The sequence below is a fragment of the Paraburkholderia tropica genome, assembly GCF_900109265.1.
Classification (GTDB): Bacteria; Pseudomonadota; Gammaproteobacteria; order Burkholderiales; family Burkholderiaceae; genus Paraburkholderia; species Paraburkholderia tropica.
The window spans coordinates 1-12,988 of the sequence record NZ_FNZM01000009.1 but is presented as its reverse complement, the minus strand read 5'-3'; the positions used below and the strand labels follow the sequence as shown (position 1 = coordinate 12,988).

Here is a 12,988-nt window from a genome sequence, read left to right as displayed (position 1 = left end):
GCCTTCGGGCCGCATGAGGAAAGGAGGTCGAGCGATGAAAACCTCGACGCTGTTGACCACTGTGTTGCTGTCCGCGTCGTGTTTTGCCGCGCCGGTGCACACGCATGATGCCCAGATCGACCGCGCCAGCGCACACGCGATGGAGCCGTCCACACGCTCTCCGATGGCCGACGTGCCCGTCGCGCCACCCGCGCCCGACGTGCCCGCCGCCACGAGCACGCAGCGCTGGGAATATCTGACCCTGCCCAAATCGCACCGTCTCGATCACGCGCTCACGCCCGACGTGCATCTGCAGACCTGAGCCGCGCGCCCGCGTGGGCTGAAACGGGCGGCGGGCGGCCGCGCACCCTGCGGCGGGTTTCGACGTGGATTGTGTATGCTTGAGCCGCGACGCCCGTGGACCGAAACGCATATCTGATCGGCTCCGGCTGGATGGCCGGGCCGTATCCAGAAACCGCCATTGAACCGATTTCCGACACTTCAGCCCGTTCAGCAAGGATTCAACGCATGTCCGCCTCCCGCCTCCCCGAAGAACCGATCGACCTCCAGTTCACCGACGTCCTGCGCGAAGTGCGCTGGCCCGCCAACAAGGACGATCTCGTGGACGCCGCACGCGCGGCGGGCGCCAGCAACGAGGTGCTGGCGATTCTCGACGGCATGCCCGAGCAGGATTACCGCGACGTGGCCGCGGTCACGGCGCTCATCGGCAGCAACTACGGCCCTGGCCTCGGCATTTGAGGCACGCCGCGCGCACGCGTCAGGCGTCGCGACCGAAGACCACGCGCGCGAAGAAGCGGCCCAGCACTTCCTCCACCACCGGCGGCGTTACATGCTGCGGATCGGCCGTGGCGAGAAACTGCACGCCGTCGCACAGGCCCATCAGCCCGAGCGCCATGAGATCGGGCGCGATCGTCACCGGCGTGCCGACGCGCGCCGAAAACTCCGCGATATACGCGCCGAGCCGCTCGCGCTTTTCCTTCATGAAGGCGTTGAAGCGCGCCCGGAAACGCGCGTCGCGCGCCGCGAGCAGCTTGGCTTCCACCCACAGCAGAAACATCTTGTTGTCCTGCGGCAAGCGGCTGTAGAAAGTCAGCACGCGCGCTTCCATTTCCTCGCGCGAGGCGGGCGTTTCGAAGATCGAACGCAGCTCGCCTTCCATCGCTTCGTGATCGCGCCGCAGCAACACCACGAGCAATTCCGCCTTGCTGCCGAAGTTCGAGTAGAACGCGCCGCGGGTGTAGCCGGCCGCGACCGCGATGTCTTCCACGCTCGCGCCCACGAAACCCTTCTTCATGAACATGGCCTGCGCGGCGTCGAGCAGGCGCTCGCGCGTCTGGTCGCGGCTTTCTTCGCGGGTAAGGCGCTTGCGCCCGGTGGTCTGGCGTGCCATGGCGTGTCGATAACGATGCGAGAAACGAGGTGGGGACCTCGATGGAAAACGTCGCCGGAACGATGCGTCCCGGATGGAAAGGCGATCGCCGAAGTCTAGCACTGAATCATTCTTCGGATTCAATCGTGTATTCAGATACAACGTTGTATTAGAATGCAAACCATCATCTGAGATCGGTTGACGCGCAGCGGAGGAGACATCGAGGCGCGTCCCGCGCCACGCGCGGACAGACTCAGCGGCGGCGCGGCGTGTCCGGTGCATTCGATCCGGCCCGGCGCGCGTTCCAGGCGTGTCGAGGTCCAAGTGAATCGTTGCGGTCGTGGCGCATCGAGCAGGATGCGCGGGCAGTGCCCCGTTTTCGTCGAATCCCCTTCCACTCTGCGCCGGGCCGTGCGCCGCCTTGCGGGCGTCGCCGCGTGCTGCGCGCTCGCGGGCCTCGCGGCTTGCGGCAAGCACGAGGCCGCCGCGCCCGGTCCGCGCCCGGTCGTGTCGATGACCGTGCATCCGGACGCGCACGGCGCGAGCGCCAGCTATCCGGGTACCGTGCAGTCGCGCAACGCCACGCCGCTGTCGTTCCGCGTGAACGGCAAGATCATCGAGCGCAACGTGCGGCTAGGCGACAGCGTGAAGCCCGGCCAGGTGCTCGCGCGTCTCGATCCGGGCGATTACGACAAGAACGCCGCGAGCGCGCAGGCGCAGTACGACGCCGCGGCGCATCGCTACGTGTTCGCCAAGCAGCAGCTCGATCGCGACACCGCCCAGTCGCAAGCCAACCTCATCGCCCGCGCGCAGTTCGAGCAGACCCAGGACGCGTATGCGTCGGCGCTCGCGCAACGCGACCAGGCCAAACAGCAGCTCGCGCTCGCGCAGGATCAGCGCCGCTATACGCAGCTGGTTGCCGACCACGCGGGCGTGATCACCGCCGAAAACGCCGACACCGGCCAGAACGTGCAGGCGGGGCAAGCCGTCTATCAACTGGCCTGGACCGGCGAGATCGACGTGGTGAGCGATCTGCCGGAAAACGCCATCGCGGGCCTGCATACCGGCGATACGGCCCAGGTCACGCTGCCCGCGCTGCCGGGCCGCCGCTATGCCGCGAACGTGCGCGAACTCGCGGCCGCCGCCGATCCGCAAAGCCGCACGTGGCGCGTCAAGCTCACGCTCGAACATCCCGACGCCGATGTGCGTCTCGGCATGACCGCGAACGTCGCGCTGGCGGCAAACAACGCGAACAACGCGCCCCAGGACGCATACACGGTCCCGGCCACCGCCCTCTTCCACGACGGCAACGCGCCCGCGCTCTGGATCGTGCAAGGCGCGGACAACGTGCTGCAACTGCGCCGCGTGAGCGTCTCGCGCTACGACGCGCGCACCATCACCGTGACGAACGGCCTCAAGGACGGCGAGCGCGTCGTCGTGCAAGGCGTGCACACGGTCACCGTCGGCGAAAAAGTGCACCCGATTGCGCCGCTGCATCCCGAGGACTTCGCGTCATGAGCGAGGTGCCCGAGCAGGAACACGACCGCGAGCCAGGCGCGGATCATCAGGAAGGCCGCTTTAATCTCTCCGCCTGGGCGCTGCGCCATCAGGCGCTGGTGATCTTCGTGATCGCGCTCGCGACGATCTTCGGCGCGCTCTCGTACACGCGTCTTTCGCAGTCCGAGGATCCGCCCTTCACGTTCCGCGTGATGGTGATCCAGACCTTCTGGCCCGGCGCGACCGCGCGCCAGGTCGAGGACGAAGTCACGAGCCGCATCGGCCGCAAGCTCCAGGAAACGCCGTATATCGACTTCCTGCGCAGCTATTCGCGTCCGGGCGAGTCGCTGGTGTTCTTCACGATGAAGGATTCCGCGCCCGTCAGCGAGGTGCGCGAAACGTGGTATCAGGTGCGCAAGAAGGTCGGCGACATCGCGCCGATGCTGCCGCAAGGCGTGCAAGGCCCGTTTTTCAACGACGAATTCGGCGACGTCTACACCAACATCTACACGCTCGAAGGCGACGGCTTCTCGCCCGCGCAACTGCACGACTACGCCGACAAGCTGCGCGAGGAACTGCTGCGCTTGAAGGACGTGGGCAAGGTCGATTATTTCGGCGACCCGAACCAGCGCATCTACATCGAAATTCCGAACGCGCAGCTCACGCGCCTCGGCATTTCGCCTACGCAGATCGGCCAGGTGATCGGCGCGCAGAACAGCGTCGCGGCCTCGGGCACGCTCACCACCGCCGACGACCGTGTGTTCGTGCGCCCGAGCGGCCAGTTCACCGACCTCAAGACGCTCGCCGACACGCTCATCACCGTGAACGGCCACAACTTCCGGCTCGGCGACATCGCCACGATCCGGCGCGGCTACGACGATCCGCTCGCCACGCAGATGCGCTACGACGGCAAGGCCGTGCTCGGCATCGGCATCACAATGCAGCCGGGCGGCGACGTGATCCGGCTCGGCAAAGCGCTTGACGCCCGTATCGACACCTTGCGCGCCGAACTGCCCGCGGGCCTCAAGCTTACCGAAGTGTCGAGCATGCCCGACGCGGTCTCGCATTCCGTCGACGACTTCGTCGAAGCCGTGGCCGAAGCCGTCGGCATCGTGCTGGTCGTGAGCCTCGTCTCGCTGGGCGTGCGCACGGGCATGGTGGTCGTCATCACGATTCCGATCGTGCTGGCCGTCACCGCGCTCGTGATGTTTCTGTTCGACATCGGCCTGCACAAGGTCTCGCTCGGCACGCTGGTGCTCGCGCTCGGCCTGCTCGTCGACGACGCGATCATCTCCGTCGAAATGATGGCCGTGAAGCTCGCGCAGGGCTGGAACCGCACGCGCGCCGCCGCTTTCGCGTACACGAGCACGGCGTTCCCGATGCTCACCGGCACGCTCGTGACCGTCTCGGGCTTTTTGCCGATTGTGCTGGCGAAGTCGAGCACGGGCGAATACACGCGCTCGATTTTCCAGGTGTCGGCGATTGCGCTGATCGCGTCGTGGTTCGCGGCCGTGGTGCTGATTCCGCTGCTCGGCTACCGCCTGCTGCCCGAGCGCAAGCGTGACGCCAATGCGCCGCACGACGAGCATCACGAAGACGACATCTACGACACGCGTTTCTACCATCGGCTGCGCGGCTGGATCGGCTGGTGCATCGAGCGCAACTTCGTCGTGCTCGGGCTCACGCTGGTGCTGTTCGTGGTGGCGCTCGCGGGCTTCACGCTGATCCCGCAGCAGTTCTTCCCGAGTTCCGATCGCCCCGAGCTGCTCGTCGACGTGCGGCTGCCCGAAGGCGCATCGTTCGACGCGACGCTGCGCCAGACGAAGCGACTCGAAGAAGCGCTCAAGGGCCGTCCGGAAATCGATCATTCGATCGACTTCGTCGGCACCGGCGCACCGCGTTTCTATCTGCCGCTCGACCAGCAATTGCAGCAGCCGAATTTCGCGCAGTTCGTCATCACGGCGAAGTCGGTGAAGGATCGCGAGAAGCTGGCCGAATGGCTCGAAACCAAACTGCGCAACGATTTTCCGGCGGTGCGCACGCGTCTTTCGCGGCTGGAGAACGGGCCGCCCGTCGGCTATCCGGTGCAGTTCCGCGTGAGCGGCGACGACATCGCGACCGTGCGCGGCATCGCCGATCGCGTGGCCGCGGCCATGCGCGCCGACAAGCGCACCGAAAACGTCAGCTTCGACTGGGACGAACCGGCCGAACGCTCGCTGCACTTCGAGATCGATCAGCAGAAGGCGCGCGCGCTCAATGTGAGTTCGCAGGATGTCGCCAACTTCCTGCAGATGACCTACTCCGGCTACACCGTCACGCAGTATCGCGAGCGCGACAAGCTCATCAGCGTCGATCTGCGCTCGCCGCCCAACGAGCGCGTCGATCCCGCGCACATGCTCTCGCTCGCCATGCCCACGCCGAACGGCCCGGTGCCGCTCGGCGCGCTCGGGCATCTCGAGAACACGCTCGAATACGGCGTGATCTGGTCGCGCGACCGGCAGCCCACCATCACCGTGCAGTCCGATGTGCGCCAGGGCGCGCAAGGGATCGACGTCACCCATGCGTTGCAGAAAACGCTCAAGTCGATCCAGGCCACGCTGCCGACGGGTTATCGGATCGAAGTGGGCGGCTCGGTCGAGGAAAGCATGAAAGGCCAGACGTCGATCTACGCGCAGTTGCCGATACTCGTGATCGCCGTGCTCACGCTGCTGATGATCCAGTTGCAAAGTCTGTCGCGCGTGATGATGGTCGTGCTGACGGCGCCGCTCGGGCTGATCGGCGTGGCCGTCGCGCTGCTGCTGTTCAACGAGCCGTTCGGCTTTGTCGCGATGCTCGGCGTGATCGCCATGTTCGGCATCATCATGCGCAACTCGGTGATTCTCGTGGATCAGATCGAGATGGATATCCGCGCGGGGCATCCGCGCTTCGACGCCATCGTGGGCGCGACCGTGCGGCGTTTCCGCCCGATCATGCTGACGGCGGCGGCCGCCGTGCTCGCGCTCATTCCGCTCGTGCGCTCTAACTTCTTCGGGCCGATGGCCACCGCGCTGATGGGCGGCATCACGAGCGCCACGGTGCTCACGCTGTTCTTCCTGCCCGCGTTGTACGCGACCGCGTTCCGCGTGCGCAGCAGCGAAACCGACCAGCCTCAAGCGAACGCGGGGAAAGCATCATGACCATTTCCACGCCGACGAAGATGGGCGAGGCCGTACGCGCGGCCCGGCGCACGGCCGCTGCCTCGCGCCTGCGCCTGAGCGCGGCGGCCCTGGCGGCGCTGCTCGCGAGCGCCTGTTCGTGGGGACCGGACGGCAAGCCGCCCGCGATGCCGCAGCCCGCGCATTACGGCGCCGAGCCGCAAGCGGCGCAGACGGTCGCCGCGCAAGGCGTCGCGCAGCAGTTCGATGTGGGCGCGCAGCCGGTGCCGCAGTGGTGGACGCTCTACGACTCGCCGCAGCTCGATGCGCTCGTCGAGGAAGGCCTCGCGAACAGCCCGAATCTCACCGCGGCCGATCACAGCCTGCAAGCCGCGAAGGAACAGTTGCGCGGTCAGATCGGCAGTTCGATGCTGCCGACCGTCGATGCACTCGGCACCGCGCAGCGCCAGCGCGCGCCCGGCATACCGCAACTCGGCATCGACAAGCTCCAGTACGACGTGTTCGCGGGGCTCGTCGAAGTGCGGTACTCGTTCGACCTGTTCGGCGCGACGCGCCTGAACAACGCGGCGCTCGCCTCGCGCGTGAACATGCAGGTGTTTCAGTTCGAGTCGGCGCGACGCGCGCTGGCCGCCAACATCGTCGCGAGTGCGCTGGGCGCGGCCACGCTGCATGCGCAGATCGACACGACCGTGCAGTTGATCGCGCTCGCCAACGCGCAAGCCGACGAAATGCAGAAACGCTACGCGCTCGGCGCCGTGTCGCACACCGATTTGCTGAATGCGCAGCAGAGCGCGGCGTCGCTGGCGGCCAACCTGCCGGGACTGCGTCAGCAATGGACGGCGATGCGCCACGCGCTCGCCGTGCTGCTCGGCCGCACGCCCGACAATGCGCCGCCCGATCTCGATCTCGCGAGCCTGCATCTGCCGCAGCAGGTGCCGGTGGTGGTGCCGTCGGAACTGCTGAAAACGCGTCCCGACATCGAGGCCGCGAGCGCGGCGCTGATCGCCGCTTCCGCCGACGTGGGCGCGGCGACGGCGCAGATGTTCCCGAGCATCACGCTCTCGGCGGGCCTCGGGCAGGCGGGCTTCAGCTGGCCGGTGGTCACGTCGGGCGTAGGCGCGCTGTGGGCGATCGGCGCCTCGCTCACGCAACCGATCTTTCACGGCGGCGCGCTGGTCGCGCAGCGGCGCGCGGCGCTGCAGACCTATGATGCGGCCAACGCGTCGTACCGGCAGACCGTGCTGGCGGCGTTCCAGGACGTGGCCGACCGGCTCGCCTCGCTGGAGCACGACGCGCAGGCGCTCGATGCGGCGAGCACCTCGGCGCAGGCCGCCCAAGGCGTCTACGACGACACCAACGCGCGCTACAAGCTCGGCGCGCTGCCCTACTACGCCGTGCGCCAAAGCGAGCAGCAATGGCGCAATGCGCGTCTCGACGAGATTCGTTATCGCGGCGCGCGTCTGTCCGACACGGCGGCGCTGTTTCAGGCGATGGGCACCCCGCCGTCGGACAATCCCGTTTCTTCTCCGAAAGCGGCCGCCGATGCCGCTGCATCGGCCTCCGCGGTGAGCAACTGATACGCACCCCGCGTTTCGCATGATTCGTTGAAAAGCGCCTGAAACAGGCGCTTTTCACGTTTTTCTGTCAGAAAAATCGCAGGACTCTTTTTGGGATGTGGCTGCTACACTCCCCGTCACATCAGCTCATCGCAAAATAATTCATTAGTGATGCTGATAAAAATAATGACTGATCGGAGCGTTTAAGGGCGTGGGCTGTGCATCGTCGCATCGCGTGCATGGTCGCGTCCGCGGACCACAACCTCGAGCATGACGACCATGACTGCCTTCTTCCGATACACGATCTCGCTCGCGCTGCTCATCGCCGTCAGTCACGCGGCGTACGCAGGCATCGATTGCGCCGGCTCGCGTGGCGGCTTTCGCTTCCAGAACCACGATAGCTGGACCGGCACGGACAAGCTCGAACACTTCGGCTTGTCCGCGCCATTCGGTGCAATCGGTGGCTGGCTCGCGCGCGATACCGGACATCCGGTGATCTACGGCACATTGATCGGCACGGTGCCGGGCTTGCTGAAAGAGGCGTTCGACGGCACCTGCCGCAGCGACGGATTCTCGTACAAGGACCTGTTCGCGGACGCGCTCGGCGCGCTCACAGGCGCGTGGCTCACGCACTGGGGGTTGATGTTCTCGCGTACAACGCATAGCCAAACCTTCGGTCTGCGATACGACAGCGTGTTTTGAGGCGCAATCTGCCTTGCGCGGCTGTTGAGCGCCGGTGCGCTCGACCTCTGAGCGTGCGGAACAAGTGGCTTGCAGCGCGAGCCAGAACGACAGGGAGACCCGATGGCCGGCCGGTACCGCAATGCCACCTACCGCCAGTACCTGCCGCAGGAGCTGCTGGATGAGCTGCGCGCGATCTCGCACGACGCACGGGCCCATGCAGCAGATCGTGCGTGTGGCGTTGTGCCGGTTTCTCAGCTAGCCGAGTATTTGCTGCCCAATGTGTACGGGCTGGCCAAGGACACAAATACCGATGCAGCGTTGCGCCATCGCATCTTCGAGTCTCTGGCGCACTATGCCCTGCTCGATCCCGCCACGGAGAAAGGCAACGCCGAGGGTGGCGGGCGTGTGATCTTCAACATCCCCCAGGGCATACGAGGCATGCAGCATGTGACGGGTAAAATTCTGCCTTCCACCTCACGGCGTAGGGATAACGTGATTGAATTGCCGCCCCACTTAGAGCTGTTTAAGTTTGCCTTCGCCTTCGGGAAGCCAGGTTTCGTCCACGCCAGAGCTGACATTAAAAAAGCCTACGCCGTGGCGCGCCGCAAGATCAAACATGGTCGCGTAGGCTAGTTCTGCCTTGCTCCAGGCGAAGGCCACATAGATCACATCGCGACCCACGCAATAGTCCGTCAGCAGTGCTTCGTCTTCAGGATCGACTTCTGGCGCGAGCGGTCCATTCATGGCAGGGAACATCTGGATCATGTCCATCATCCAGTTTCGCAGTGCGTCGGAACTGATGGCAGGATCGTTGTAGCCATGGTCCTCGGTCCATTGGGTCTGTTCGCGATACCACGCCATGAATGCTTCCGGCTCTACTGGCGCGCGCGTCGCTTCAAAAACCATCAGGTCATAGCTCAAGGTGCATCACCTGTTTTGTTTGGATTGAGTCGCGAATGATACCCCTGCCATCGACGACATACCCTCGCCCACGGTTTTGCGCTTCCCTTGCAGCACTACCTTCATCAAGGCGATTGCAGGCTCACCGGGCGACGGCAAGTCGGTCAGCGCATACATGGACGGCTTGCTGCGCGTAAAGCGCCAGCCGCCTGAGCGTCGAAGGGGCGGCGCTTCAGGCTCTGTATCGCGCGCGACCTACGCGAAGCTGAAAACCACCATGCTCAAGCGTGATCGATCCGAAATGCGCGATGCTCATCGACGGGCTGGGGCATAGCTACGTCTACCGCAAGCTGCGCGCGACGACGATCACGGGACTGAACTACGCGAACGAGCCGATGAAGGGGCCGACGAACCACGTGTGCGAGGCGTTCCAGTAACTGTGCCTGCACGTCGCCCACGTGGTGCCGGAAGAAGAGGTGATCGACCGCTCGCGGGTGCCGGTGAGCAAGCGGCGGTTGGGCTGACCGTCACGGTTCCGCATGCACGCCGTCGTCTGCAGTAACCCGGCCATAGTTGTGCTCGATGGGTGAGCTGGATGGTTCCGTGGTGTTCGCCGATTCGTCGTCGGTGTCTTTCGCGCCGACTGTCTCGGCAGTTCGGTCCTCGCTCTTTGCGCTGATGTCGGGTTCAGCATGCTCAACTGGTGAAGCAGCCTGCGTGGAAGCGCTGGTGGTGACGGAGGTTGGAGCGCCGCCACCATCGCCGCAGCCACTGAGGAACACGGCCACGAGAATGGTAAATGCGCCACAGCGCAGGGTTTGAAAATGCGGTTTCATCGGTAACGGGAATTTTTCAGTTGGAAAACTGAGTATAGGAGCGCTCTGTCCGACAGTGTAGATACATAGGATGCCTGATCACTGAATCATTGCGCATACGGTTATCTCTACCGCGATTTCAGATATTTCTCATGGTTAAGGCGTCCCCTGCCCCCCTACGCTTGACGCCGGTACGTCCCGTGCCGCCCTCTCTCAAACATCGAAAAATAAATCAGGAAAGTCATGCAAATTCCCGTGAATTCTCCGCACGACGACAGATTAAGTGCAGCGAAATCCGCCTGTCTGCTGGTCGCGATCATGATGTCGAGTACCGGAGCGCTCGCCTATCCGTCTGGATGGCCCTCGACGGCGACCATCCCCTATAACCTCGGTGGTTCGCTGGATGGCAAGTACAAGGCCAGCAGCGGCAAGACATACGACGGAACGGGGTATATCGTCGTCGTCATCGACGGAGCATTCGACACGCGCAATCCGGTATTCAAGGATGCGAAGGGCAAGAGCAAGATTCCTGTCGAAGCCTGCTTTGGTGAGGCGCTGAACGCGACGTTTCCGAGCCTTTGCAAGACCACGACCTGGATACCCCGCCCCTTGCCTGGCAACCCGTCGGCGGGCTATTTCTTCAGTTCGCTGAGTGGCTCCTCGAAGCCTATGGACGCGCCCGACAACACCTGCCGCGACACGAACAATCCATCAAAACCTCAGTATTGTCATTACTTCCACGGCTCCGCCACGGCGGGAATCGTCGTCGGCCAACCTACCCTGCGATGGGATGGGGGTTACAAGATGACCTATACGGGCGTGGCACCGGGGGCGAATGTCATCACGCTCAAGGTCGGTGGCGGGAGGGGTACCAATGTTTCGCAGGGGTGGCCGATCAATTCAGTCGTGGACGCGCTCGAGTATGTCAACAGGGCGCTGCTGCCCCGTGCGGATGTCGGGTCGAAAATTGTCGCCGTCAGTATTTCCGCCAACGGCAGCTCGATAGCAGGCACGTCGCCGTGCGCGACGGGCGGCGGCGGCGACAGAATCGACGCAGCGGCAGCCGTGCTCAAGAAAAAGGGCGTTGCAGTGGTGATGGCGGCTGGCAATGATGCCGTGAACGGAACCGGCACATGGAACTGCGGCAGCAACGTCATTCCTGTGGGAGCGACAAGTATCGTGACGCCTGCGACGCCAACCAACTATACGAACATATCTCAACGAGTCAGCCTGTTTGCTCCCGTAGGAACGGGTAATTTTAAGAGTGGTGATCTGGTACTTGCCCCCTGGGCGGACTCCGGCTCCTTCTACGTTTGGGGCACATCGTTCGCGGCTCCTCAGGTGGCCGGAGCATTCGCTGTCCTTCGCCAGAAGTTTGGCAAGGGGCCGTCTGTCGATGCGCTGGTCAAACTCTTGGTCCGTACCGGCACGCCGTTGAAGGGTACGCGTGCCGGACTCGCGGCGCAGGGAGCGTCGGTACTGAACATCAAGGCAGCGCTTAACGGCTCGCCTGCATAATCGCCTGTGGCTCGATGAAGCGGAGACTGCGCAGCGCGATAAGCTGTCGCCAGCGCCTCCGGGGAGGCGCTGGCGCTGAGCCCGGATTCGGCGCGCGGCGCGGTGCCGCCCTGATCTATTGACTATCGTGCTTGTTGATGATCTCGTACTCGGGCGTGTTGCGCTGTGAAACGCCTGCCGCAAGCAGGCACGTGATCACAGCCTGTATAGGTAACTTCGTCAGGTAACTCCTCGCCTGCCAAATTTCCAAGCCAATGACCTTCGAAAATACGCTGTACATTTCGTTATTCACTACGACGCCGGTGCACTAATCAATTTTCAAAATCAGATGTTGGGTCAGTTACCGGACAGAGTACCCGTCCATGTTGCACCGCACACATCCTCAGGGAACGGCGCGCCGTTCCCCGGCCACTGCTAGAACTGCGCACTCGCCTGCACCCCGACCGTGAACCTCGCGGTGGGGAATGCCTTCGGTTTGTAGACCGGCGTCCCCACGAACAGGTCATACGAGAACCCGGCGTACCTGGCCGGGATGCCACCCCGAAGCCCTATCACCGCTCCCGCGAGCTGGGTTCCGGCCAGCACCGCCGTACCCGGACCGTAGACGTGGCCGTAGTCGATCCCCGCATAGAGCGCCTGGCCCGTGCTGCCGATAGGCCACTGCAACTCGTTGCGCCAGTAAAAGCCCCTCTCCGCCGCCAGCATCGTCTCTCCGTCAAACCCGCGCACGGTGTAACGGCTGCCAATGGTCAGGTCATCGATATAGAACAACGCGTCGTTGGTGAACTGGCCGTGAACAGTCGTCACGTACCGGAACGCCTGGCCGCCTGCCGCGAACGGCACCGACAGATTGGCATCGAGCACCGCCATATGGAAACGGTAGGTCGGACCGTTCGGCCACGGGTCCATCGTCGCGCCCAGCCCACCGATGCCCTGCCGGTAGGCAAGCGTGCCGTCGAACTGCGAGACGCCGAAGTAATGGCGGTTTGTCACGCCCAGCTCAAGAAACGTGTTATTGCGGTGCTGTACCGGAATCGTCATGTCCTCGATGAAGCTGTCGCCAAAGCGCTTGCCGAGCTGCACGTAGGCTCCGGTTACATCGACCTGTCCGCGCATGAGCACGCGCGCGAGGCGCAGCGCGACGTTCTGCGCGTTGCCGCTCGACTGAACCGAGCCGGGAATCGTGGAGGCTATTGGGTTTAAGTTAAAGCAGGCGCATCCGCAGTATTTCTGAGTTGCCTGTAGTAGTTTGCCTCAGCTTCAGCGGGCGGGATATAGCCGAGCGGTTCCATCAGTCGATGATGATTGAACCAGGCCACCCATTGCAGCGTTGCCAGTTCGACGGATTCCTTCGTTTTCCACGGGGCGCGCCGATGAATCAGTTCCGTCTTGTACAGGCCGTTAATCGTTTCAGCCAGCGCGTTGTCATAGCTATCGCCACGGCTGCCGACCGAAGGCTCGATGCCCGCTTCGGCCAGACGTTCGCTGTAGCGA

Annotated in this window: 12 protein-coding genes and 1 pseudogene; 8 read left to right on the top strand and 5 right to left on the bottom strand. The window is 64.0% G+C overall.

The annotated features are described in order from the left end of the window. Nucleotides 1–34 precede the first annotated feature (34 nt). Both BMY06_RS15920 and BMY06_RS15915 read left to right on the top strand, forming a co-directional pair. A complete protein-coding gene (locus tag BMY06_RS15920; RefSeq protein WP_065064697.1) occupies nt 35–301 on the top strand; it encodes a hypothetical protein in 267 nt (88 codons plus the stop codon). A 206-nt stretch (nt 302–507) separates the two neighbouring features. Continuing rightward, complete coding sequence (locus BMY06_RS15915; RefSeq protein ID WP_065064695.1) at nt 508–738, top strand: DUF2795 domain-containing protein; 231 nt, start codon at nt 508–510, stop codon at nt 736–738. Nucleotides 739–757: 19 nt separating this feature from the next. Here BMY06_RS15915 and BMY06_RS15910 read toward each other — a convergent pair whose 3' ends face one another. Then, a complete protein-coding gene (locus BMY06_RS15910) occupies nt 758–1,390 on the bottom strand; it encodes a TetR/AcrR family transcriptional regulator (RefSeq protein WP_065064693.1) in 633 nt (210 codons plus the stop codon). A 336-nt stretch (nt 1,391–1,726) separates the two neighbouring features. On the opposite strand from BMY06_RS15910, the gene BMY06_RS15905 reads away from it, so the two are divergent. The 4 genes from BMY06_RS15905 (at nt 1,727) to BMY06_RS15890 (ending at nt 8,279) form a co-directional block, all read left to right on the top strand. Further along, on the top strand, nt 1,727–2,887 hold the full coding sequence (locus BMY06_RS15905; protein ID WP_074984091.1) for an efflux RND transporter periplasmic adaptor subunit: 1,161 nt from the start codon (nt 1,727–1,729) through the stop codon (nt 2,885–2,887). After that, nucleotides 2,884–6,042 carry an efflux RND transporter permease subunit gene (locus BMY06_RS15900; protein WP_074984090.1) on the top strand — a complete coding sequence of 1,053 codons (3,159 nt, stop codon included), beginning with the start codon at nt 2,884–2,886 and terminating at the stop codon, nt 6,040–6,042. Before BMY06_RS15905 ends, BMY06_RS15900 begins: the two co-directional genes overlap by 4 nt. 20 nt (nt 6,043–6,062) lie before the next feature. Next, nucleotides 6,063–7,598: an efflux transporter outer membrane subunit gene (locus tag BMY06_RS15895; RefSeq protein ID WP_124263264.1), complete on the top strand. Its 1,536-nt coding sequence runs from the start codon at nt 6,063–6,065 to the stop codon at nt 7,596–7,598. A 258-nt stretch (nt 7,599–7,856) separates the two neighbouring features. After that, nucleotides 7,857–8,279, top strand: a complete 423-nt coding sequence (locus BMY06_RS15890) for a YfiM family lipoprotein (RefSeq protein ID WP_124263260.1) — start codon at nt 7,857–7,859, stop codon at nt 8,277–8,279. Nucleotides 8,280–8,774: 495 nt separating this feature from the next. On the opposite strand, the gene BMY06_RS15880 is transcribed toward BMY06_RS15890, so the two are convergent. Continuing rightward, the gene (locus BMY06_RS15880) at nt 8,775–9,182 is read right to left on the bottom strand and encodes a hypothetical protein (protein ID WP_074984084.1); all 408 of its coding nucleotides are present in this window, start codon (nt 9,180–9,182) and stop codon (nt 8,775–8,777) included. A 266-nt stretch (nt 9,183–9,448) separates the two neighbouring features. Here BMY06_RS15880 and BMY06_RS39615 point away from each other — a divergent pair, with 266 nt between their 5' ends. Further along, complete coding sequence (locus tag BMY06_RS39615; protein ID WP_161495530.1) at nt 9,449–9,598, top strand: hypothetical protein; 150 nt, start codon at nt 9,449–9,451, stop codon at nt 9,596–9,598. Nucleotides 9,599–9,688: 90 nt separating this feature from the next. Here BMY06_RS39615 and BMY06_RS38735 read toward each other — a convergent pair whose 3' ends face one another. Further along, a complete protein-coding gene (locus BMY06_RS38735) occupies nt 9,689–9,997 on the bottom strand; it encodes a hypothetical protein (protein ID WP_124263259.1) in 309 nt (102 codons plus the stop codon). 222 nt (nt 9,998–10,219) lie between these two features. Here BMY06_RS38735 and BMY06_RS15875 point away from each other — a divergent pair, with 222 nt between their 5' ends. After that, nucleotides 10,220–11,494: a S8 family serine peptidase gene (locus BMY06_RS15875; protein ID WP_074984083.1), complete on the top strand. Its 1,275-nt coding sequence runs from the start codon at nt 10,220–10,222 to the stop codon at nt 11,492–11,494. A 414-nt stretch (nt 11,495–11,908) separates the two neighbouring features. On the opposite strand, the pseudogene BMY06_RS15870 reads toward BMY06_RS15875, so the two are convergent. Beyond that, a pseudogene (locus tag BMY06_RS15870) lies at nt 11,909–12,658 on the bottom strand (ShlB/FhaC/HecB family hemolysin secretion/activation protein); the annotation flags it as partial. 35 nt (nt 12,659–12,693) lie between these two features. Next, nucleotides 12,694–12,988: integrase core domain-containing protein (locus tag BMY06_RS15865; RefSeq protein WP_143064422.1), on the bottom strand; the 295-nt coding region annotated here is incomplete at its 5' end.